Here is a 24,181-nt window from a genome sequence, read left to right as displayed (position 1 = left end):
AGGGATTCACTGCGTCCACAGCATTTGTGTACGACCCGGATCATTGTGGGAGCGAGCTTGCTCGCGATGGCGCCAGACCAGACACCTTCAATACATCGGTCTGACCCGATTCTTGATTTCCGGTAAACATTGCTTTGCCAATCCAGCGGTTTTTCTCACGGATACAGGCGCCGATACTGCCGCCCATTCCCACTGCAACCTCTGGAGTCTTCAATGTCTATTCCCGCTTTCGGCCTGGGTACGTTTCGCCTGCAAGGCCAGGTGGTCATCGATTCGGTGAGCACCGCCCTGGCGCTTGGCTACCGGGTGATCGATACCGCACAAATCTACGAGAACGAAGCCGACGTCGGCGAGGCTATCGCCGCCAGCGGCATCGCCCGGAAAGAGTTGTTCATCACCAGCAAGATCTGGGTCGCCAACCTGGCCGGTGATCGTCTGATCGACAGCTTGAAGGAAAGCCTGCGCAAACTGCAGACCGACTACCTGGACCTGACCCTGATCCACTGGCCGTCGCCGGATGATCAGGTGCCGGTCGAAGAATTCATGGGCGCCCTGCTCGAAGCCAAACACCTGGGCCTGACCCGGCAGATCGGCGTGTCCAATTTCACCATCGACCTGATGAAACAGGCGATCGCCGCCACGGGTGCCGCGCACATCGCCACCCACCAGATCGAACTGCACCCTTACCTGCAGAACCGCGAGGTCGTCGAGTTCGCACGCAGCCAGGGCATCGGCATCACCTCGTACATGACCCTGGCTTACGGTGAAGTCCTCAAGGATCCGCTCATCCAGCAGATCGCCGAACGCCTGCACGCGACACCGGCGCAGGTCACCCTGGCCTGGGCCATGCAATCGGGTTACGCCGTGATCCCGTCTTCCACTCGCCGGGCCAACCTTGAAAGCAACTTGAAGGCTCGCGAACTGACCTTGAGCGAAGCCGACATGGCGTTGATCGCAACGCTGGATCGCGGCCACCGTTTGACCAGCCCAAAAGGTATCGCACCGAACTGGGATTGAGCCTCAATCCTGCTCGAGATGCCGGTCCAGGCGGGCCATGGCTTGCTGTAGCTGGTCGACGGCGTCGTCGATCAGCACCCTGCGACCGTCATTGCACGCCTGCTCCAGTTGTTCGCAACACTCGACCAGGGCAAGCGCTCGCACCATCAGCGCCCCGCCCTTGATCCGGTGTGCCAGTTCCTGCAAGCCCGGGCGATTGCCGCCGGCATGCAAGGCCAGTAAATGCACGCGATCCTCGCGGTTGCTCAGCGCCAGATCGCGTAACAGTTGATCGATCAGCTCACGGTCCGCATCCGCAAAGCGCTCCAGCCCGCTCAAATCGAATTCGGCGACGCCATGGTCGTCAGTTAGCGCTGAGGGTGCGCTGGCAAACCGCTGGGCCAGCCACGCCTGCAAATCCACCAGGCGAATGGGTTTGAACAAGCAATCGTTCATGCCCGCCGCCTGGCATCGGACCTTCTCCTCGGCCTGCGCATTGGCGGTAAAGCCCAGTATCAGCGTCGGCGACAGCCCCTGCACCCGCTCTAGCTCACGTATTGCACCCGCCAATTCGTAACCACTGAGCACCGGCATGTTGCAGTCGGTGATGACCAGATCGAACCCTTGCCCGCGCCACTGTTCAAGCCCCTGCGCCCCGTCTTCAGCCAGCACCACGCGATGGCCCAGGTAGCTCAGCTGCCGCGAGAGCAACAGGCGATTGGCCGGATAATCGTCGACCACCAGAATCGACAACGCCCGGGTCGTGAGCTGCGCCGGATCCAGGGGCTTGCCCCCCGCGGGTAACGCTTGCAGGGCGGGCAGCACCAGGCTGATGTCCACCCGCGTCCCATGCCCAGGCTGACTGTCGAGTTGCAACCGGCCGCCCATCATTTCGCACAGGGTACGACTGATCACCAGACCCAGGCCGGATCCTTGCCGGGCGCTCTGCTGGCTGTTGCCCGCCTGCACGAACGGGCTGAACAGGCGTTGCTGGTCGAAAGCACTGATGCCGATGCCGCTGTCCTCGATCTGTACGCTGACGGCGAGGTGCGCCGGAGCTTGAGGCTGCACTCCCAGCATCAGCTTCACCTGGCCTTCCCGGGTGAACTTGATCGCATTGCTCAGCAGATTGGACAGCACCTGTTTGAAGCGCGTGGGGTCGAGCATCACGTCACAGTCACTGTGTTCGTCGAGTTCGACCCGCCACTGCAGATTCTTCTGCACCGCCAGCCCTTCGAAAACCCGGCAGACCGACGTCACCAGCGTCTGCAGATTGACCCGCTCCGGCGCCAGTGACAAATGCCCGGATTCGATCCGCGCGACGTCCAGAATGTCGCCGATCAAATCCAGCAATTGTTGCCCGGCGTTGGACGCCACTTCGATGGCGGCGCGGTCGGTCTCCCCTTCATCGGCCCGCTTCAGCGCCAGTTCGAGCATGCCGATCAAGGCGTTCATCGGCGTGCGGATTTCATGGCTCATGGTGGCCAGGAACGTGGTCTTGGCCCGGTTGGCGTCGTCCGCCGCGTCCTTGGCTTCCTGCAGTTGTCCGAGCAATTGCTGACGCTGGCGAATCTGGCGCCGCTGCCAGACGATCCCGGCCAACGCGAGCAACAGCAAGACACCCGCCACTGCAAACGCCTTCACGATCGCCTGCCGGTGTCGCAACCAGTAACTCTGCTCGACCATCGAGTCATAGCGCCAGGGCTGGGTCAGCTCGTCAATTTCTTCGGGAGGGATGCTCAACAGCGCCTTGTCCAGGATCGAATGCAGCTCGGTGGCCTCGCGACTGGTCGCCAGGGTGCTTCGTGCAGGGTCGGTGCCCACGGTGCTGGTCACTTGCAGGCGATCGCGATACTGCCGGGAAATCAGGTAACGGGCGCTGATCAAGGAGTTGATGCCGCCGTGGGTCTTGCCTTGGGCGACCATTTCCATGGCGTCCGTCGACAATGGTGCATCCACCAGCTGGATCAGCGGGTAATGCTGGCGAAGGTACTCGCCGACAATGTTGCCCTGGGTCAGTGCCAGGGTTCGCCCTGCCATGTCATCCAGCGTCCTGGGGCTGTCCGCGGCCACGCGGGTCACCAGCACCGAAGGGCTGCTCAGGAACGCCCGGGTGAACAGCAATTGATCTTCACGCTGGGAACTGAGGCCGATACCGGCCAGCACATCGATCTGCCCGCTCCTGATGCCGGTCATCATCTCGGCCACCGATTTCATGCCCCGGATGTCGAATTGCAAGCCGGTGCGCAAACTGATTTTCGTCAGCACATCGACGCCAATACCGCGGAACTTGCCTTCACTGTCGATAAATGAAATCGGCGGAATGTTTTCGTTGATCGCGACCCTCACCCGTGGGTGGCGTTCGAGCCAGCGTTGTTCGGCCACGCTCAATTGCAATGACTGGGTGCCGGGGATAGACACCCCGTTTGCCCCCCAACGACGCAGGATGTTCATTTGTTCATTGGTGGTGATGGCCGCCAGCGCCTTGTTGACGATGCGCAACAGCGAATCGTTGTCGCGGGCCATCGCAAAGGCAAAACGCCCGGACTCCATGGGCGAGAAGTCCGTCAGGTGTACGTTGTTCAGGTAATTTCTGCTGATCAGGTAATGGGCGTTGATCGCATCGCCCAGGTAGACATCGGCCTGGCCGAAAGCCACGGCGCCCATCGCCGCCAATGTCGAAGGAAACAGCTGGACCTGCGCCCTGGAATAGAACTGTTGCACGCTGTATTCGGGCAGGTAGTGATACAGCATCACCAGCCGCTTGCCGGCCAGTGTCGGGTCGAGCACCGGAGGGAAATCGGTGCGCGTGACCAGCACCGGTTGATCGACCGCGTACGCGCTGGACATCTGTAACTGTGGATCTTCGGCTTCAAATCGATTGGCCGTTCCCAGCAGGTCTGCCTGCCCTTCCTTGATGGCCTGCACCGCGTCGGCCCGCGACGGATAACGTTGGACCTCAATGACGACGTTCAGCAATTGTTCGAGCAAGCCGGCGTAATCGGCTGTCAGGCCTTCGAATACCTTGCCCGCCGTGTTGAACTCGAAGGGGGGATAGTCCGGCGCCGAGACAGCCAGCACCAACCGGCCCTTTTGCTGTAGCCAGCGCGACTCGGTTTCCGACAACCTGACGCTCAGGCCTTCGACACTCGAGCGTCCCAAAAGGGTCAACGACTGTTGCGCACAGACCGTCGATGCCCAGAGAAGAAGGCCGATCAGCACCCCACCTGCCAGTCGTCGGAGTGCGTTCATTCAGATCAGATGATTGCGCAGGGCGAAATCCCTCAAGTGCACCGACGAGTTCACGTTGAGCTTGAGGGTGAGTCGGGTCTTGTAGGTACTGACGGTCTTGTAGCTCAGGTGCATGATCTCGGCGATTTCGAGGTTTTTCGACCCCCGGGCCAGGTACTGCAGGATGGTCAACTCACGATTGGACAGCCTGTCGATCAACTGCTTTTCGCTGCGTTGCAACTCCCCCATCGACACGGAACTGGAGGGAATCTGAGCGAAATAGGTGTAGCCGGCCATCACGCAATTCACCGCCGCCTTCAGGTCATCCAGGTCCTTGCTCTTGCAAACATAGGCAACAGCCCCGGCACGCATGCAGCGGTCCTGATAGAACTGGGCCTCCAGCGAGGTGAACACCACCACGCGACATCGCATCTTTTCGGTCTTGATACGGTCCATCACCTCAAGCCCCGCCACACCGGGAAGGCCCAGATCAAGCAGCACGACATCCGGTTGATGCTCCCGGATCAACGTCAGGACCTTATCGCCACGGCAGGCCTCGTAAATCCGCTTGAACCCTTCGCCCTTGAGTACGAGTTTGATCATGGAGCGAACCACCGGATGATCTTCCGCAATCAGTGCTGACTTCATGACATCTCCCGTGCAAACCAACACGATCGGGCAAAAAATGCCCTCCAGGCACCGCAGCGGTTGGACACAACGCTGCGCATAGACTTTTGCATGGAAGGCTGCAAAGAACTACCTGACAGAAATGACAGTTCCGACAAACGGTAGCCGACGATCGACAGCGCTCATCAGCTGCGTAATGCACACCAGGTCAGGCAGGGCAGTCCGGCTGACCTGGACGTTGCCCGCGACGGGCGGCAACGGCGTCTGCTGTTCATTGAAGATAAACGCGTGATGAACCTGCGGGTTGTCGGCAAAAAAACTCAACAGGTCCAGCCCTTCGCTGGCCATCGCCCCGTTGATAAGCACCAGGTCCAAAGGCTCGCAACCGTACTCCACCAGTGGCAGGAGCTCGTCGAGGCTCTGCACCGGTGCTACGCGAAAGTAGCCGAGCTGATTGAACAGTCGCTCGATCCGCAGGCGGTTGAAGTGCTGCGCATCGGCGATCAGGATGCGCAAGGATTTGTTCGGCATGGTGACCTCCAAAAGGATGTCGATTTCAAGAGGTCGCAAAGCCTACGGAAGACCTTCCTGGGTTTATGTAGGAATTTTCCTAAATAAAAGCCGGTTAGTCTGACGCTTGCCAGGGAAACCTTGGCCCTTACTCCGTGGTACTCGGACTCCAGAACGCCTGCACCACCAGGGTCGAGGTCGAAATCCGTGCCACCAGCGCATCCAGCTCATCACCATCGACCGAAGTGGTGGCCAGGGTGGCTTCGATTTCAATTTCATCCGTGCCGAAGGCGTGCACATCGACATCGCTGGCCGGGTAGTTACTGCGTTCCAGCTCGGCTTCGAGCAAGGCCAGCACGGCTTTCTGCTGCGTGCGTCGGGCAATGACATAGACGATGTTGGTGACCTCCGCCGAAATCACATCCAGCGGCTGACGGTTGATGTTGTTGACGATCGGCCGCAGCAAGGTGTTGGCCGCGAGCACAAACAAGGTGCCAAGCAACGCCTCGGCCAGCAGGTCGGCACCGGCGCAGGCACCGACTGCCGCCGAGGTCCAGAGCGTGGCGGCCGTGTTGAGACCGCGCACGTTGCCCTCTTCGCGCATGATCACCCCGGCACCGAGGAAGCCGATGCCGGAAACTACGTAAGCTACGACCCGCACGGCACCTTCGGCACCGGCGAGACGGTTGGCCATGTCGACGAAAATCGCCGCGCCCACCGCCACCAGCACGTTGGTGCGCAGGCCGGCGGTGCGCTGCCGGTACTGGCGCTCGAAACCGATCAGGCCACCGAGGATGAAGGCCGCGCTGAGGCTGACCAGGGTGTCGAGCAGGGAGGTCAGGTTGAGGTTGTTCAGTGCTTGCATGATGAATCCTTTGAAAAACACACGATCCCCTGTGGGAGCGAGCTTGCTCGCGATGGCGGTGTATCAGTTGACATGGATATCGACTGACACTCAGTCATCGCGAGCAAGCTCGCTCCCACAGGGGTTGCGTTGATTGGCCAGCCTCGCGGCTTTATTGCCAGCCAAACCGGCGAATGTAGAACCCCTTCACCGCCTGGGTCAGCGCCATGTACGCCAGCAGGATCACCGGCAGGAACACGAAATACAGCGAAGGCAACGCCTGCAATTTGAAGTAATGGGCCAACGGTCCCATCGGCAGGAAAATCCCCACGGCCATGATCAGCCCGGTCATCACCAGCAAGGGCATGGCCGCGCGGCTTTGCAGGAACGGGATTTTCGGCGTGCGGATCATGTGCACGATCAGCGTCTGGGTCAGCAGCCCGACCACGAACCAGCCGGACTGGAACAGGGTCTGGTGATCCGGGGTGTTGGCATCGAACACGTACCACATCAAGGCGAACGTGGTGATGTCGAAGATCGAACTGATCGGCCCGAAAAACAGCATGAAGCGCCCGACATCCGCCGGCTGCCAGCGCTGCGGTTGCTTGAGCATTTCGTCATCGACGTTATCGAACGGAATGGCGATCTGCGAAATGTCATAGAGCAGGTTCTGCACCAGCAGGTGCATCGGCAGCATGGGCAGGAACGGTATGAACGCACTGGCCACCAGCACCGAGAACACGTTGCCGAAGTTCGAACTGGCGGTCATCTTGATGTACTTGAGCATGTTGGCGAAGGTCCGGCGCCCTTCCAGCACACCCTCCTCCAGCACCATCAGGCTCTTTTCCAGCAGGATGATATCGGCCGCTTCTTTGGCGATGTCCACGGCGCTGTCCACCGAAATACCGATGTCGGCGGTACGCAGGGCCGGGGCGTCATTGATGCCGTCGCCCATGAAACCGACCACATGGCCGTTGCCCTTGAGCAGACGGACAATGCGCTCCTTGTGCGAGGGCGTCAGTTTGGCGAAGACGTTGGTGGTCTCCACGGCTTTCGCCAGTTCGGCGTCGCTCATGCGCTCGATGTCATTGCCCATCAGCAGGCCCTGCTGCTCCAGGCCGACTTCGCGGCAGATTTTCGCCGTCACCAGTTCGTTGTCGCCGGTCAGCACTTTCACCGCCACGCCATGGGCGGCCAGGGCCTTGATGGCCGGTGCGGTGCTTTCTTTCGGCGGATCGAGAAATGCCACGTAACCGATCAGCGTCAGTGCCTGTTCGTCGGCCAGGCTGTAGGTATCGCGGCCTTCGACCATTGGCCGTGCCGCTACCGCAACCACCCGCAGGCCCTCGGCGTTGAACGTGGCCGTGACCTGACGGATGCGCGCCAGCAGTTCTTCGGTCAAGGCTTCATCGACTTCGCCATGACGAACCCGCGAGCACACCGCCAGCACCTCTTCCACCGCGCCCTTGCAGATCAGCAAGTGCGGTTGATCGCGCTCGGCGACCACCACCGACATGCGCCGACGGGTGAAGTCGAACGGAATCTCGTCGACCTTGCGAAACGCCGTGCCAACTTTCAATTCACGATGGATTTCGACGTGTTCGAGCACCGCCACATCCAGCAGGTTTTTCAGCCCGGTCTGGTAGTAGCTGTTGAGGTAGGCCATTTCCAGCACGTCATCGGAGTCATGGCCCCAGACATCGACGTTGCGCGCCAGGAAGATCTTGTCCTGGGTCAGGGTGCCGGTCTTGTCGGTGCACAGCACGTCCATGGCGCCGAAGTTCTGGATAGCGTCGAGGCGTTTGACGATGACTTTCTTGCGCGACAGGAACACCGCGCCCTTGGCCAGGGTCGAGGTGACGATCATCGGCAGCATTTCCGGGGTCAGGCCCACGGCGATCGACAGCGCGAACAGCAGCGCTTCGGTCCAGTCGCCCTTGGTGAAACCGTTGATGAACAACACCAGCGGCGCCATCACGAACATGAAGCGGATCAGCAGCCAGCTGACTTTGTTGACCCCGGTCTGGAACGAAGTCGGTGCCCGGTCGGTGGCGCCGACCCGCTGGGCCAGGGCACCGAAATAGGTGCTGTTGCCGGTGGTGAGAATCACCGCCATGGCCGTGCCGGACACCACGTTGGTGCCCATGAACAGGATGTTGTCCAGGTCCAGGGGATTGAGCGTGTCACGGTCCTGCTGGCGGGGAAACTTTTCCACCGGCATCGATTCGCCGGTCATGGCAGCCTGGCTGACGAACAGGTCCTTGGCGCTGAGCACCCGGCAATCGGCGGGAATCATGTCGCCGGCAGACAACACGATCAGATCGCCCGGCACCAAGTGCCTGATCGGCAATTCGATACGCTGTGCGCCGCGGTCCTCAAGGTCCCGGCGCATCACCGTGGCGGTGTTGCTGACCATCGCCTTGAGGGCATCGGCGGCCTGGTTGGATTTGGTTTCCTGCCAGAAACGCAGGAAGGTCGAGAGCACCACCATGGAGAAAATCACGACGGCGGCTTTCATGTCTTCGGTCAGCCAGGAGATGACCGCCAGCAACGTCAGCAGCAGGTTGAACGGATTCTTGTAGCAGTGCCACAGGTGCATCCACCAAGGCAGTGGTTGTTCGTGCTCGACTTCATTGAGGCCGAACTGCTCGCGCAAGGCATCGGCTTCAAGCTCGCTCAAGCCATCGGTGTGACTGCCCAGGGTGTTGAGCAATTGACCCGTGTCGCTGCCGGCAGCGGCCACCAGGGTTTGCGCCAGGCTGGGCGGGACTTCACGGCTGACCGTGGTGTCGGTGAAGGTTTCCAGCAACGCCAGGCTACGGAAGTGCCGGGCGATGTGGCGGTTACGCAGGAAGCCTGCGAAGAATTCCTTGAGGTTAAGTTTCATGGCTGGTGCCCCTTTGGTCAACCGGGAAACCGTCGAGCAGGCGGGTCCACGCCTCTTGCGCCGGAACAACCGGCAAAGCAAGGCCTGGCACGCCGGTCACGAATGACAGGCGTGTCGATAGAGCGGCGGCCACGACAACAAGTCGAAACCACGCACTGTTCAGCGTCGATGAGAGGGACGTCGGGACACGGCCAGGACGGGCCATGATCGGGATGCCGCTGCTCGCTTGTCGGCGAGACAACGGCACAGGAGACTGCGCGTTATCTTGCCGAGAAAATGCCGATTACCGAGACCGGCCGACAACTGTCACTCGAACAAGTACCCACTGTGGGTCTCCGTAATGGATGAAAACGCGCGAAGCTTACGCCCCGAAGTTTGGAGAGTAAACCCGCTATAAAAGCTTGCCGGGGGGAATCGCGGGGTTCTTCAGGAAGGGTTCAGGATTGACTGTTTTGGGTGATTTCAATGGCCCCATCGCGAGCAAGCTCGCTCCCACATTGGAATGCGGTTCCCTGTGGGAGCGAGCTTGCTCGCGATGGCGGCCTTTTAGTCGCCGCAGGACTCAACTGGCCGTGGCCAACAACAAATCCACCACCGACCGGCCATGCCCGCGATGCTTGCCGTGTTCGTACAGCGAGCCGGCAATCTCATCGGCACGAATCGGCAGGATCGACAGCAAGGTGTCGCTCAGCCCATGGCTTGCCTGGCAAAAGCCCTGCATGTAGAGGCCGGCCTTGCAGCGTTCATCGGTGATCAGTTTGTAGTTGCGGTCGACCTCGAAATCACCCAGGTACTCTTCGAGCGGTGCCAGCAACTTGCGGTGCATCTGCCGCTCGTAACCGGTGGCCAGCACCACAGCGTCGTAGTGACGCACCGAGACTTCGCCGGTGGCGTTGTTGCGCAACACCAGTTCGATGCCCCGTTCGTTGGCGGTGGCCTTTTCGATGGTGGTCAGGGTGCGGAACGCATGACGGGCGATGCCCGAGACCTTCTGCCGATAGAAGATGCCGTAGATTCGCTCGATCAGATCGATGTCCACCACCGAGTAGTTGGTGTTGTGGTACTCGTTCACCAGGCGCTCGCGCTCGCTGCTTGGCTGCTGGAACACCAGGTCAGTGAACTCCGGGGAAAACACTTCGTTGACGAAGGGGCTGTCGTCGGCCGGCTTGAGTGCCGAGCCGCGCAGGATCATGTCCACCTGCACCGACGGGAAGCTGTCATTCAAATCGATGAAGGCCTCTGCCGCGCTCTGCCCGCCTCCGATGATCGCGATGCTCATCGGCCGGTTGTCCACGCACGGCTGCTTGGCCATCTGCGCCAGGTACTGGGAGTGATGGAACACCCGGCCGTCATCCCTGAGTGCCTTGAACACCTCGGGAATGCGTGGCGTGCCACCGGCGCTGACCACCACCGACCGGGTGGTGCGCACCTGCTGATGCCCGGTCGCATCGCGAGAAATCACCCGCAACGCCTCGACCTGATGGTTGTGCAGCACCGGCTCGATGGTCAGCACTTCTTCGCCGTAGCGACTTTGCGCGGTGAACTGCCCGGCGACCCAACGCAGATAGTCGTTGTACTCCATGCGGCACGGATAGAAGGTGCCCAGGTTGATGAAATCCACCAGGCGCCCGTGGGCCTTGAGGTAATTGACGAACGAGTAAGGGCTGGTCGGATTGCGCAGGGTCACCAGGTCCTTGAGGAAGGAAATCTGCAACTCGCTCTGGGTCACCAGGGTGTTGCCGTGCCAGCGGTAGTCGGCCTGCTTGTCGAGAAACAGCACATCCAGGTTGCCCTGGCTCGCCCCGCGCTCTTGCAGCGCGATGGCCAGTGCCAGGTTCGAGGGGCCGAAACCGACGCCGATCAGGTCGTGAACGAGGGGCGATGCAATTGCCTGTGTCATTTCCAGTGTCCTCTGGATGTTCCCCTCAAAGGCGGGGGCATTGAACCTAAGTGACCTGACCCACCAAGGGCCGCACAACAGGTCGTCTGTTGAGTAGGAACGAGGACCGTGAAAAAAAATTTAACCGCGCAGGCTCACTGGGTGTCCCACTGTCGCATCCGTATACGGCAATGCTTCATGGCATTGACAATGTGCTTCTCGACCATTGCCCGGGAAATGCCCAGTTGCTCGGCAATTTGCGGATGGGACAGGCCTTCGATCTTGCGCAGCAGGAAACTCTCGCGGCACAACCTCGGCAACTCCGCCAGGGCACACTGGAGCATTTCCAGACGCTGGCCATGATCGAGCACGTTATGCGGCGAAGGGGTGAAATAGCGCTCTTCATTGTCGAGCACCTCAAGAGGTTCGGCCTGACGCAGGGTGTTGCGCCGATGGTCGTCGATAACCAGGTTGAGGGCGGTGCGATAAAGGAACGCCCGGGGCTGCTCGATCGGCGTATCACTGGAACGCTCCAGGACCCGCAGATAAGCGTCATGCACCACATCTTCGGCCACCTGACGGTTGCCCAGCCTGGCGTTCAGGAAACACACCAGTTCGCGATAGTAGTTTTCCAACATGACTCCCGTCCGCACGGGGGTGCGGTTTCTGTCCTTGAGCCCTTTGCGCGACCATTGAAATAAACAGTGGCACGATAATGGCAGTTCGAGTCGCGTAATTTATAGTAATTCTCATATAGATTTAAAGTACTGCTTCAACTTGCCTGGTATTTAGTCACGAACCCTGTAGGAGCGAGCTTGCTCGCGAAGGCATCAAGGACAACGTGTTGACCCAGACGGCACGCGTTATCGTTAACGTGCATCGCGATGCAAGCTCGCTCCTACATTAGTTTGTGTCAGCACCTAAATTCCCCGGCGCTTTCTACGTTTACAGGACAGCTCCCCGTCCCTGTCCGGCCCTGCCGGCAGCGTTCAGCCATCGACCTGCTGCTGAACGACGGGCCGATTTCCTAGGCCGGAACCCTGCATGAAACGTCCCCGACAGACCCGACGCGCCCTGCTTGCAGCATTTTGTCTGATCCCCGTGGTAGCCGTCGCCGCCTGGCAGTTCATCCCGCCGGGCCGCGACGGGCTCGTCACCGTTCAGGTCAGCCGCACCGACATTGAAAGCAGCGTCACGGCATTGGGCACCCTGCAACCGCGGCGCTATGTCGACGTCGGCGCCCAGGCCTCCGGGCAGATCCACAAGATTCACGTGGAAGTCGGCGACGTGGTCAAGGAAGGCCAGTTGCTGGTGGAAATCGACCCGTCCACGCAACAGGCCAAACTCGATGCCGGGCGCTTTTCCATCGAAAACCTCAAGGCGCAGCTGCAGGAGCAGCGAGCGCAGCACGACCTGGCCCGGCAGAAATACCAGCGTCAACAGAACCTCGCCGCCGGCGGCGCCACACGTGAAGAAGACGTGCAGACCGCCCAGGCCGAACTGCGCGCCACCCAGGCACGGGTCGACATGTTCCAGGCGCAGATCCGCCAGGCCGAAGCCAGCCTGCGCAGCGATCAGGCGGAGCTCGGCTACACGCGGATTTATGCGCCGATGGCCGGCACCGTGGTGGCGCTGGATGCCCGGGTCGGCCAGACCCTCAATGCCCAGCAGCAAACGCCGCTGATCCTGCGCATCGCCAAGCTGTCGCCGATGACCGTGTGGGCCGAGGTCTCGGAGGCCGACATCGGCCACGTCAAACCCGGCATGCACGCCTGGTTCACCACCCTGAGCGGCGGCACCCGGCGCTGGACCAGCACCGTGCGGCAAATCCTCCCCGTTCCGCCCAAGCCCCTGGACCAGACCAGCCAGGGCGGCGGCAGCCCCGCCAGCACCAGCAAAAGCGGGAGTGCCCGCGTGGTGCTGTACACCGTATTGTTGGACGTCGACAACGCCGACAACGCCTTGATGGCGGAAATGACCACCCAGGTATTTTTCGTCGCCAATCAGGCGCAGAACGTTCTCACCGCGCCCATCGCCGCCCTGCAGGCAGGCCCGCAGACAGACCAGCAGACGGCGCAAGTGGTCGCCAGCAATGGCAGCATCGAGCAGCGCAACGTGCGCACCGGCATCAGCGACCGCCTGCGGGTGCAGATCCTCGATGGCCTGCAGGAGGGCGATCACCTGTTGATCGGCCCGATCGACGGGAGTGGCGGCTGAATGCACACGCCCCTGATCGAACTGCACGATATCCGAAAAGCCTACGGCGGTGGCGACGCGCCTGAAGTCCATGTGCTGCGCGGCATCGACCTGTCGATCCATGCCGGGGAGTTCGTGGCAATCGTCGGCGCTTCCGGCTCCGGCAAGTCGACGCTGATGAACATCCTCGGCTGCCTCGACCGCCCGACCTCGGGCGAATACCGCTTCGCCGGGGAAAACGTCGCGGCGCTGGACAGTGACGAACTGGCCTGGCTGCGTCGTGAAGCCTTCGGTTTTGTGTTCCAGGGCTACCACCTGATTCCCTCCGGTTCGGCCCAGGAAAACGTCGAGATGCCGGCCATCTACGCCGGCACCCCGGCCGCCGAACGCCACGCCCGCGCCGCCGCCCTGCTCGACCGCCTCGGCCTGGCTTCGCGCACCGGCAACCGTCCGCATCAACTCTCCGGCGGTCAACAGCAACGGGTGTCGATTGCCCGCGCCCTGATGAACGGCGGCCACATCATCCTGGCTGACGAACCCACCGGCGCCCTCGACAGCCACAGCGGCGCCGAGGTCATGGCCCTGCTCGACGAACTGGCCAGCCAGGGCCACGTGGTGATCCTCATCACCCACGACCGCGAAGTGGCGGCCCGGGCCAAGCGCATCATTGAAATTCGCGACGGCGAGATCATCAGCGACAGCGCCCGGGAGAATCCCACCGCGCAAAACTCTGCCAACCCCGGCGCCCTGCAAGCCGTCGATTTGCGCAAGCGCCTGAGCGAAGGCGCCGAAGCCACCGGCGCCTGGAAAGGCGAATTGGTCGATGCCGTGCATGCGGCGTGGCGAGTGATGTGGATCAACAAGTTCCGCACCGCGCTGACCTTGCTCGGCATCATCATAGGCGTGGCCTCGGTGGTGGTGATGCTGGCCGTGGGCGAAGGCAGCAAGCGCCAGGTGATGGCGCAGATGGGCGCGTTCGGTTCCAACATCATTTACCTCAGCGGCTCGGCGCCCAACCCGCGCACGCCCATGGGCATCGTCACCCTCGATGAGGTCGCCGCGATTGCCAGCTTGCCCCAGGTGATGCGGATCATGCCGGTCAACGGCCAGGAGGCCGGGGTGCGCTTTGGCAACCTTGATCACATGAGCTACGTCGGCGGCAACGACACCAACTTCCCGGCGATTTTCAACTGGCCGGTGGTCGAAGGCAGCTACTTCACCCACGCCGATGAACAGAACGCCGCGGCGGTCGCGGTGATCGGACACAAGGTGCGGACCAAATTGCTCAAGGACGTGGCCAACCCGATCGGCCAGTACATCCTGATCGAAAACGTCCCCTTCCAGGTGGTCGGCGTGCTCGCGGAAAAAGGCGCCAGCTCCGGCGACTCCGACAGCGACGACCGTATCGCCATCCCCTACTCCGCCGCGAGCGTGCGCCTGTTCGGCACCCACAATCCCGAGTACATCGCCATCGCCGCCGCCGACGCGCGCAAGGTCAAGGAAACCGAAAAAGCCATCGAGCAACTGATGCTGCGCCTGCACGACGGCAAGCGCGACTTCGAACTGACCAACAACGCGGCGATGATCCAGGCCGAGGCGCGCACGCAAAACACCCTGTCGCTGATGCTCGGTTCGATCGCGGCCATTTCGCTGCTGGTGGGCGGGATCGGCGTGATGAACATCATGCTCATGACGGTGCGCGAGCGGACTCGCGAGATCGGTATCCGCATGGCCACCGGTGCCCGCCAGCGCGACATCCTGCGCCAGTTCCTCACCGAAGCGGTGATGCTCTCGGTGGTGGGCGGCCTCACCGGGATTGCCCTGGCGCTGATCGTCGGTGGCGTGCTGATTTTCAGCGAAGTCGCTGTCGCGTTCTCCCTGATAGCGGTGCTGGGTGCCTTCGGCTGCGCCCTGGTCACCGGTGTCGTTTTCGGCTACATGCCGGCCCGCAAGGCTGCCCGACTCGACCCGGTCACGGCCCTTACCAGTGAATGATCGATTGATGAAGCCGCCACTCAGTGTGTTAACCCTGTGCCTGTTGCTCGGCGCCTGCAGCACCCCGCCACAGCGCCCCGACAGCGGCGTCCAGCCGCCGGCTACCTGGCAATCGCCGCACACCGCAGGCGCTGTCCATGACAACCAGCAATGGTGGAACCGCTTCGGTAGCCCGCAACTGGGTCGCCTGATCGAACAGGCGCGGCTTGGCAGTTACGACCTGGCCACGGCCATCGCCAGAGTGCGCCAGGCCCAGGCCGACACGGTGATTGCCGGCGGCTCGCAACTGCCCGAAGTCAAGGCAGGGGTCAACGCCAACCGCCAGAAATTGCTGCGCGGCAACGGCTACAGTCAGCTCGATGCCGACAGCGATAACGACGCCGTCGACTACTTCACGGCGAACCTGGTTGCCAGCTACGAAATCGATTTCTGGGGTGGCCAGCGGGCCAGCCGCGACAGCGCGCAATTCAGTCTCAAAGCCAGCGAGTTCGATCAGGCCACCGTGGAACTGACGTTGCTCAGCGGTGTGGCCAACGGTTACGCGCAAGCCTTGTCGTTGCAGGAGCAGAGCCGCATCGCCGAGTTGAATCTGGCCAATGCCCAAAGCGTGTTGAAACTGGTGCAGACCCGTTTCGATTCGGGTTCGGCCACAGCCCTGGAACTGGCACAGCAAAAAAGCCTGGTGGCGGCGCAGCAACGCCAGCTGCCGCTGGTGCAGCAACAGGCCGAGGATGCACGGATCAGCCTCGCCGCTCTGCTCGGCCGCCCGGTTCAGGCGCTGTCGCTGGGTCAGGAACGCTTTGATCAACTGACCTGGCCTGCGATTGACGCCGGGATACCCAGCCAGTTGCTCAGCCGCCGTCCGGACATTGCCCGGGCCGAGGCGCAACTGGCCGCGGCCCAGGCCGACGTCACCGTCGCCCGGGCCGCGATGCTGCCGACCGTGACCCTCACCGCCGAAATCGGCTCCGGTGCCGACCGGGCCGACGACATCCTGCGCAGCCCCTTCTACAACCTCACCGCCGGGCTGCTTGCGCCGGTGTTCAACAACGGCCGCCTCGGCGCCCAGCGCGACAAGGCCACGTCGCGTCAGCAAGAACTGCTGGAAACCTATCGCGGCGCGATCATCAACGGCTTCGCCGACGTCGAAAAAGCCCTCAACAGCATTCGCGGGCTGGATGAGCAGCGCGGGTGGCAGAGTGAAGAACTGAGCCAGGCGCAGACCGCCTTCAATATCGCGCAAAGCCGTTATCAGGCCGGGGCCGAGGATTTGCTGACGGTGCTGGAGACCCAGCGCACCTTGTACGCGGCGCAGGATTTGAACGTGCAGCTGCGGTTGTCGCGGATGCAGGCGAGTATTGCCCTGTACAAGGCGCTTGGGGGTGGGTGGCAAGTCTTGTAGTTGCTGGGCCTGTCAGGACGCCATCGCGAGCAAGCTCGCTCCCACAGGTTATGCGTCGTGCCCGGATCATGCGGCAAATACAAAACCCTGTGGGAGCGGGCTTGCCCGCGAAGGGGCCGGCACATCCAACATCAACATTGCCTGACAGGACGCCTTCGCGAGCAAGCTCGCTCCCACAGTGGATCGTCAGTGAACACAAAGTCTGTGTACGACCAGGTTCAAATGTGGGAGCGAGCTTGCTCGCGATTGAACGATAACGCGGTATCAAGCCTGGCTTTGTTTAGCCTTCAGATTGCGCGCATACCACGGCCGCTGGGGCACTTTGCGGAACAAATCCTTCAGTTTCGTCTCGTCCTCGCCAAAGGTAATGCGCAACGCCAGCTTCATGGTTTCCGGGTCCATTTCCACTGACTTGCCGGCCTGCAACCCCGGTGTGGTGCTGCAACCGTGGGTGCTCGGGCCGAGCCACGGGTCGTCGATCTCGACCCAGCGTCCCGGCGCGAACCATTGCACGCCGTTGACCTGCAGCCGACTGACCTGCCCCGGATGAAAACGCTCGTGGGCGCGAAACCAGTCTTCCAGGCGATCGTCGATCCAGCCATGGAAATGCCAGAACACCGGGCTGACATGGGAAGAAAACGGGTCGCCGAGAAAATCGTTTTCCGGTGCAAACCAGCGTGCGGAAAAGTCCGCCGGATCCCGGGCGAACGGCACCGGCTGACCGTTGGACGGATCACGCGGCACCGAAGCCCAGCGCATGTGCAGCCAGTCGTGCAGGCCCAGTTCGACCTCCGAGCCGAACTGGCCGAGGGTCAGCGTCGACAGGTAACGCGGATCGCGGTAGCGGGATTCCCAGACCTGGAAATTGCTGTGATACGTCTCGCCGGTCTTGATGTCGCTGACCCATTGCGTGTACTCGTCATCGTCCTCGGCCAGCCAGGTCGGCGGCAGCGCGGTGCCGTCGTGATTGTCGAAGTAACGCGCAAAGCCGAGCCGGTCCCGCGCCAGCTCCGGTTGCGGCAACGGGAAGTGCGTCCAGGACGGCAGGTCCTGCATCGAACGCGCGGTGCCGAGCATGTGCCGGTGCATGAAGAAAAAGTCCACGCCAGAACCGTTGCGATCCTTGCGCACACCTCGGGCATCGCGCTCCTGGTCCCGCGGTCCGGGTTGCCAGCCGAGCCCGCGCAAGGCGCCGCGCTGGTCTTCGGACAGCTTGTGCCACTTGTCCCGGGAGGCATGCCAGAGCTGGTGGAACAACCGGTGCTCCGGCGATACCAGCCAGGCGAGCAGGGTCGGATTGAGGCCGGCGCGCTCGCGAGCTTCAGGGAACACCCGTTTGACGGCGATGAAGCGATTGTCCTGGGCGGTCAGCATCAGTGGCCGATTCAGGTCCAGCACACGTCCACTGAGACTGCCGCTGCCAGCATTACCGAAACCGGCCCAGACCTCGTCCAGAGTCATCTCGAATTCGTATTCGCAACAGCCGCTGGCGCCCAGCAGTCGCCAGGCCAGCTGCTTCGGGTTGGCCCCGGACAAATCGCCGAGCACTCGGTAACGGGGCGCTTCGGTAGAGCGCAAACGCTCGGCGGTGTCGAGATAACCACTGACACCGCGCCCCTTGTGGCCGATGTCGAGGAATACTTCCAGGCCTTCGAGGGGCAAGCCTTCGATACCGGCGTCACGACCTTCGAAACGAATCTGCCAGACCCCGCGCAAGGTATCCGCCAAGCGTTGGCCGGCAACATCCGCCACCTCGAACGAAGCTTCGCCAGGGGTGATCGTCGGATCCGGCCTGGTCAGTTCGCGATGCCCGTAATACACCGCCGGCACGGCGGCACCGGTCAGCGCCAGACCCGCGAGGAACCATCGTCGAGAAATCGTCATTGCCCTACCTGTGTCAGCCATGGAGCAGGCTTTATCCAAGCTAGAACGATTGTTGCCCCGCAGAATTTAAGAGCATCGCGAGCAAGCTCGCTCCCACATTGGATCTATGTCGCACTGAAGATCCCTGTGAGAGCGAGCTTGCTCGCGATGAGGCCATCAGCCGCGCTAAATTTTCCGGTCAGCCACTCGTTCCCCCCAGATAGCAAAGGCCCCTGCGCCTGATCCGGGGCGGCGAACCTGACTGAGACGGCAATGACAAAATTACGTTCGAAAAAGGCTCTTTTCATCGGCCTGCCGCTGGCCCTGGCGATCAGCGCGGGTGCAGGCTTCGCGGCCTGGGATCACTGGTTCAGGGACAACCCCGGCTACCCGGTCAAGGTGATGAAACAGGCCGAGCAACTGCAGGAACGCATCCTCTCGTTCGACAGCCACATCACCGTGCCCATGGATTTCGGCACCGTCGGCAACGAAGTCGACAAGGACGGTGAAGGCCAGTTCGACCTGGTCAAGACCGGTCGCGGGCGTCTGTCCGGGGCGGCGCTGACGATTTTCGGCTGGCCGGAAATCTGGAACGGTCCCAACGCGCCCCATCGCCCTACCGCCGGCTTCGTCGACGAAGCCCGCTTTGAGCAGGAAACCCGCTACAAGATCATCAGCGCGATGGTGCGTGACTTCCCCAATCAAGTGGCCATCGCCTACACCCCCGACGACTTGCGCCGCCTGCACGGCGAAGGCAAGTTCGCGGTGTTCATCAGCATGCTCAACGCCTATCCGCTGGGCAATGACCTCAATGCCCTGGACAAGTGGGCTGCGCGCGGCATGCGCATGTTCGGCTTCAGCTACGTGGGCAACAACGCCTGGGCCGATTCGTCGCGGCCGCTGCCGTTCTTCAACGATTCCCGGGATGCCTTGGGCGGGCTGTCGGACATCGGCAAGCAAGCGGTGCATCGCCTCAACGACCTGGGCGTGATCATCGATGTGTCGCAGATGTCGACCAAGGCCCTGGAGCAAGTGGCGCAACTGAGCCGCACGCCGATGGTCGCCTCCCACTCGGCACCGCGCGCCCTGGTGGACATCCCGCGTAACCTCAGTGACACGGAAATGCAATTGATCAAGCACAGCGGCGGCGTAGTGCAGATCGTCGGCTTCCCCACCTATATCCGCCCGCTGAGCCAGGCCACCCAGGACAAACTCAACGCCCTGCGCGCCCGTTTCGACCTGCAACCGCTGCAAGGCCTGGAGATGGCATTGATGCCCGGCGACCCGGTGATCACCGTCTGGCCCGAGCAGCGTTTCGGCGAGTACGCCAGCCAGCTCTATTCGATCCTCGACGAAGAACCCAAGGCCACCCTCAAGGATTACGGCGACGCTATCGACTACGCCGTGAAAAAAATCGGCATCGACCATGTCGGCATCAGTTCCGACTTCAACGACGGCGGAGGCCTGGACGGTTGGAAAGACGTCAGCGAGGCCCGCAACGTGACCGCCGAACTGATCAGCCGCGGCTACAGCGACGCCGACATCGCCAAGCTCTGGGGCGGCAACTTCCTGCGGGTCTGGGACCAGGTGCAGAAGTCTTCCCGGCCTGTCGTAAAAAACTGATTTTTCCTTTTGCCAAAGCGAACCGAATCCATGACCAACCGTCGTTCATTCCTCAAGCAGGCCGGCATTCTGGCGGCCGGCATTCCCCTGGCCTCCGCCGTGAGCCTGCCAGCACGGGCCGCCAGCCCCGCGCCGTTGCCCAAGGACAAATGGGACCAGTTGCGCCAACTGTTCACCCAGGACCCGAACTACCTGCACTTCGCCAACTTCCTGGTGACCTCGCACCCTCTGCCTGTGCGTGAAGCCATCGAGATGCATCGCGCCAATCTCGATCGCAACCCGGGCCTGGCCATGGACTGGCATCGCGGCGAAACCGAACGCCGCGAAGAAGAGGTGCGCGTGTGGGCCGGTCGTTACTTGAAGGCCAAGCCGTCGCAGATCGCCCTGACCGGCAGCACCACCGAAGGCCTGGCGATGATCTACGCCGGTATCCATGTGCGCCCGGACCAGGAGATCCTCACCAGCGAACACGAGCACTACGCCGCCAACAGTGTGTTCGAATACCGCACCCAAAAGGACGGCACCCAGGTTCGCAAGATCAAATTGTTCGAAGACCCGTACAAGGTCTCGACCGCCGAAGTGCTGGCCGCGATTGAACGCAACATTCGCCCCGAAACCCGTGTACTGGGCATGACCTGGGTGCATTCCGGCAGCGGCGTGAAGCTGCCCATCGGCGAGATCGGCAAACTGGTGGAGGAGAAAAACCGGGGCCGCGCCGACAAGGACCGCATCCTCTACGTGATCGATGGCGTACACGGCTTCGGCGTGGAGAACGTCGACTTCCCGGACATGCACTGCGACTTCTTCATTGCCGGCACCCACAAATGGATGTTCGGCCCACGGGGCACCGGGATCATCTGCGCCCGCTCCGACGAGCTCAAGGACGTGACCCCGACCATCCCGACATTCTCTGAGGCCACCCAGTTTTCCACCGTGATGACCTACGGCGGCTACCACTCGTTCGAACACCGCTGGGCACTGACCGAAGCTTTCAAATTGCACCTGGAGCTGGGAAAGGCCGAGGTCGCGACGCGCATTCACGACATCAACAGCTACCTGAAGAAACGCTTGCAGGCACACCCGTCGGTGGAGCTGGTCACGCCGCTGTCGCCGGAGTATTCCGCCGGTTTCACCTTCTTCCGCATCAAGAACCAGGACTGCGACGAAGTCGCCAACTTCCTGATGGATCAGCGCGTGGTGTGTGACGCCGTGGACCGTGATGTCGGGCCGATCATTCGTGTGTCGCCGGGGCTGCTCAATACCCAAGCGCACATCGACAAGTTGATGGAACTGATGGCCAGCAAGCTCTGAACCGCCGATTCCCTTTAGCGAGAACCCTTATGAAAAACATCCTGAACAGGGGGCGTTCCAAAGGCCTGGGCGCCCTGATGCTGCTGGCATTGCTCGGCAGTGCCATGCCCGGCCTCGCCCAGGCGTATACGGCGCCGCTTCCGGGCAAGGTCTTCAAGGATTGCCGTAACTGCCCGGAAATGGTCGTGCTGCCCGCCGGCACGTTCACCATGGGCACCCCGGAAGACGAAGTCGGCCGTGAGCCTGATGAAGGCCCGATGCATGAGGTGACGTTCGACAAGCCGTTCGCCATGAGCCGCTACCAGATCACCGCTGGCGAATGGGACCAGTACCTCAAGGAAACCGGAATCACCCTGCCCGATGGCGACACCCGCCCCGGCCGCGAGTGCATCAACAGCAAGCCACGTTATCCACAGAGCCCGCGCCAGCCGGCGGTGTGCATGAACTTCGCCGAGGTCAGTGCCTACGTCGCCTGGCTGTCGATGAAGACCGGCCAGCACTACCACATCGTCAGCGAGGCCCAGCGCGAATACGCCGCCCGCGCAGGGGCAACGGGCCCCTTCCCCTTCCCGTTCGACCCCGGCACCGAGTACAGCATCGCCACCCACGCCAACACCTACGGCCCCACCGATGGCTACAGCTACAGTTCGCCGGTCGGCAGCTACCCGCCCAACGCCTTCGGCATGTACGACATGCACGGTAACGTCTACGAGTGGATCGCCGACTGCTACCACCCGGACTACGTCGGCGCTCCTACCGATGGCAGCGCCTGGACCGAACCGAACTGCGACACCCTGCGCATCCGTGGCAACGACTGGGGCGAAGCACCGGTGTTTTCCCGCTCGGGCAACCGCAATGACATCGACCCGCAAACCCGTGGCGACTGGATTGGATTTCGTGTAGTACGCACTCTCTGACCCCCCTTGCCCTTGTGGGAGCGGGCTTGCTCGCGAAGGCGTCGTGTCAGCCAACATCAACTTTTCTGATCCACCGCTTTCGCGAGCAAGCCCGCTCCCACAGGTTTGGCACCACCTGTCTCCTACCGTTTAAATTAAGCCCTTCACCAGACGTTCTACTGGGTATCTGCCTTACGACCCAAGGAACTGTCTGCCATGACCCAGCCTACCCGAGGCGCCATCGGCGAATTACTGGCCCTGTTGAAACCGTTTCGACTGATCGTCGCCGCGTCCATTTTCCTGGGCATGGTGGGTGGCCTGAGCGTGACGGTGTTGCTGGCCACCATCAACAACGCGCTGCATTCGCCGCACGGCCTGACCCAAGGCGTGGTCGCGCTGTTCGGCGGCCTGTGCCTGCTGGCTCTGGGTAGTTCGATCTGCTCCGACATCGGCACCAACTATGTTGGCCAGCACATCATTGCCAGGCTGCGCAAAACGCTGGGGGAGAAAGTCCTTTCGGCCCCCATCGAGCAGATCGAGCGCTACCGCAGCCACCGGCTGATCCCAGTGCTGACCCACGACGTCGACACCATCAGCGACTTCGCCTTCGCCTTCGCGCCGCTGGCGATTTCCCTGACCGTGACCCTTGGCTGCATGGGTTACCTGGCGATGTTGTCGTGGCCGATGTTCCTGATGATGGTGCTGGCAATTGCCATCGGCACCGCCATCCAGTTCTATGCGCAGGGCAAGGGCATCCAGGGTTTCATGGCCGCCCGCGATGCCGAAGACGATTTGCAAAAGCACTACAACGCCATTGCCGGCGGTGCCAAGGAATTGCGCATCCACCGCCCGCGCCGCCAGCGCATGTTCGTCAAGGGCATCCAGGGCACCGCCGATTTCATCTGTAACACCCAGGTGCGTTCGATCAACACCTTCGTGATCGCCAAGACGCTGGGCTCGATGCTGTTCTTCGTGGTCATCGGCCTGGCGCTGGCGCTGCAATCGTTCTGGCCGAGCGCCGACCAAGCGGTGATGAGCGGTTTCGTGCTGGTGCTGCTGTACATGAAAGGCCCGATCGAGCATCTGGTCAGCACCTTGCCGATCGTGAGCCGGGCGCGGATTGCCTTCCGCCGCATCGCCGAGCTGTCCAGCCAGTTTTCCTCGCCCGAGCCGCACCTGCTGCTCAACGACAACGGCATCCGGCCAACCGTGCTCGACCGCCTGCAACTGAACAATGTCAGCTACGCCTTCCCCGCCGCACCGGGCAGTGACGCGTTTCGCCTGGGCCCGGTGAACCTGACCATCGAGCAAGGCGACATCATTTTCATCGTCGGCGAAAACGGCTGCGGCAAGACCACCCTGATCAAGTTGCTGCTGGGCCTCTACGCGCCGCAACAGGGTTCGATCCAGCTCAACGGCCAGGGCATCGATGCGCACAATCGCGACGACTATCGCCAATTGTTCACCACGATTTTTGCCGATTACTACCTGTTCGATGACGTGGTCCAGGGCGACCAGCACATCCCCGAAGATGCCAACGCCTACCTGCAACGGCTGGAGATCGCGCACAAGGTCAGCGTCAGGGACGGCAGCTTCACCACCACCGACCTGTCCACCGGCCAGCGCAAGCGCCTGGCGCTGGTCAATGCCTGGCTGGAAGAACGCCCGGTGCTGGTGTTCGACGAATGGGCCGCCGACCAGGACCCGACCTTCCGCCGCATCTTCTACACCGAGCTGCTGCCGGACCTCAAACGCCTGGGCAAAACCATCATCGTCATCTCCCACGACGACCGTTATTTCGATATGGCCGATCAACTGGTGCGCATGGAATCGGGCCGGGTCGTCACCGAGCGCGCAACCGCCTAAGCGCCGTGGCCGCACGCAAATCCTTGTTTTTTGAAGTTTGTTTTCCGGTTTAGCC

Annotated in this window: 16 protein-coding genes; 8 read left to right on the top strand and 8 right to left on the bottom strand. The window is 61.9% G+C overall.

Annotated elements, in window-relative coordinates:
- Positions 1-213 precede the first annotated feature (213 nt).
- A complete protein-coding gene (dkgB, locus tag AC1RP7_RS11775; protein ID WP_218498081.1) occupies positions 214-1,017 on the top strand; it encodes a 2,5-didehydrogluconate reductase DkgB in 804 nt (267 codons plus the stop codon).
- A gap of 3 nt (positions 1,018-1,020) precedes the next feature.
- Here dkgB and AC1RP7_RS11770 read toward each other — a convergent pair whose 3' ends face one another.
- The 7 genes from AC1RP7_RS11770 to AC1RP7_RS11740 all read right to left on the bottom strand — a co-directional run bounded on the left by AC1RP7_RS11770 (position 1,021) and on the right by AC1RP7_RS11740 (position 11,612).
- Positions 1,021-4,248 carry a transporter substrate-binding domain-containing protein gene (locus tag AC1RP7_RS11770; protein WP_493180694.1) on the bottom strand — a complete coding sequence of 1,076 codons (3,228 nt, stop codon included), beginning with the start codon at positions 4,246-4,248 and terminating at the stop codon, positions 1,021-1,023.
- Positions 4,249-4,875, bottom strand: coding sequence for a response regulator transcription factor (locus tag AC1RP7_RS11765; RefSeq protein WP_057713957.1), 627 nt, complete (start codon positions 4,873-4,875; stop codon positions 4,249-4,251).
- A 108-nt stretch (positions 4,876-4,983) separates the two neighbouring features.
- Positions 4,984-5,385 carry an ANTAR domain-containing protein gene (locus AC1RP7_RS11760; protein WP_349735383.1) on the bottom strand — a complete coding sequence of 134 codons (402 nt, stop codon included), beginning with the start codon at positions 5,383-5,385 and terminating at the stop codon, positions 4,984-4,986.
- Positions 5,386-5,512: 127 nt separating this feature from the next.
- Entirely contained in the window at positions 5,513-6,229 is a 717-nt protein-coding gene (locus AC1RP7_RS11755; protein ID WP_057713955.1) for an MgtC/SapB family protein, read from the bottom strand.
- 151 nt (positions 6,230-6,380) lie between these two features.
- Positions 6,381-9,095, bottom strand: coding sequence for a magnesium-translocating P-type ATPase (gene mgtA, locus AC1RP7_RS11750; RefSeq protein ID WP_218498077.1), 2,715 nt, complete (start codon positions 9,093-9,095; stop codon positions 6,381-6,383).
- Positions 9,096-9,657: 562 nt separating this feature from the next.
- Complete coding sequence (locus tag AC1RP7_RS11745) at positions 9,658-10,995, bottom strand: lysine N(6)-hydroxylase/L-ornithine N(5)-oxygenase family protein (protein ID WP_057713953.1); 1,338 nt, start codon at positions 10,993-10,995, stop codon at positions 9,658-9,660.
- A 134-nt stretch (positions 10,996-11,129) separates the two neighbouring features.
- Complete coding sequence (locus AC1RP7_RS11740; protein ID WP_057713952.1) at positions 11,130-11,612, bottom strand: sigma-70 family RNA polymerase sigma factor; 483 nt, start codon at positions 11,610-11,612, stop codon at positions 11,130-11,132.
- Positions 11,613-12,018: 406 nt separating this feature from the next.
- Here AC1RP7_RS11740 and AC1RP7_RS11735 point away from each other — a divergent pair, with 406 nt between their 5' ends.
- The 3 genes from AC1RP7_RS11735 to AC1RP7_RS11725 are packed head-to-tail and all read left to right on the top strand — an operon-like array spanning position 12,019 to position 16,567.
- Positions 12,019-13,191 (top strand): efflux RND transporter periplasmic adaptor subunit, encoded by a 1,173-nt coding sequence (locus AC1RP7_RS11735; RefSeq protein WP_493180693.1) that lies wholly within the window; start codon positions 12,019-12,021, stop codon positions 13,189-13,191.
- Complete coding sequence (locus AC1RP7_RS11730; RefSeq protein ID WP_493180692.1) at positions 13,192-15,165, top strand: MacB family efflux pump subunit; 1,974 nt, start codon at positions 13,192-13,194, stop codon at positions 15,163-15,165. It begins immediately after the preceding gene.
- A gap of 7 nt (positions 15,166-15,172) precedes the next feature.
- Positions 15,173-16,567 (top strand): efflux transporter outer membrane subunit, encoded by a 1,395-nt coding sequence (locus AC1RP7_RS11725; protein ID WP_493180691.1) that lies wholly within the window; start codon positions 15,173-15,175, stop codon positions 16,565-16,567.
- A gap of 264 nt (positions 16,568-16,831) precedes the next feature.
- On the opposite strand, the gene pvdP is transcribed toward AC1RP7_RS11725, so the two are convergent.
- Positions 16,832-18,451, bottom strand: coding sequence for a pyoverdine maturation tyrosinase PvdP (pvdP, locus tag AC1RP7_RS11720; RefSeq protein WP_349735379.1), 1,620 nt, complete (start codon positions 18,449-18,451; stop codon positions 16,832-16,834).
- Positions 18,452-18,703: 252 nt separating this feature from the next.
- Between pvdP and pvdM the strand changes: the two genes are divergently transcribed.
- From pvdM to AC1RP7_RS11700, 4 genes are all read left to right on the top strand, one after another.
- Positions 18,704-20,053, top strand: a complete 1,350-nt coding sequence (gene pvdM / locus AC1RP7_RS11715; protein WP_493180690.1) for a pyoverdine-tailoring dipeptidase-like protein PvdM — start codon at positions 18,704-18,706, stop codon at positions 20,051-20,053.
- Positions 20,054-20,083: 30 nt separating this feature from the next.
- Positions 20,084-21,364, top strand: a complete 1,281-nt coding sequence (pvdN, locus tag AC1RP7_RS11710) for a pyoverdine-tailoring periplasmic protein PvdN (protein WP_489338971.1) — start codon at positions 20,084-20,086, stop codon at positions 21,362-21,364.
- Positions 21,365-21,393: 29 nt separating this feature from the next.
- Entirely contained in the window at positions 21,394-22,281 is an 888-nt protein-coding gene (pvdO, locus tag AC1RP7_RS11705) for a dihydropyoverdine dehydrogenase (protein WP_057713945.1), read from the top strand.
- 195 nt (positions 22,282-22,476) lie between these two features.
- Entirely contained in the window at positions 22,477-24,126 is a 1,650-nt protein-coding gene (locus AC1RP7_RS11700) for a cyclic peptide export ABC transporter (protein ID WP_493180689.1), read from the top strand.
- The last annotated feature ends 55 nt before the right edge of the window (positions 24,127-24,181 follow it).

The organism is Pseudomonas sp. GW822-FHT01E03, assembly GCF_058802985.1.
This window is presented reverse-complemented; position numbering and strand designations above follow the sequence as displayed.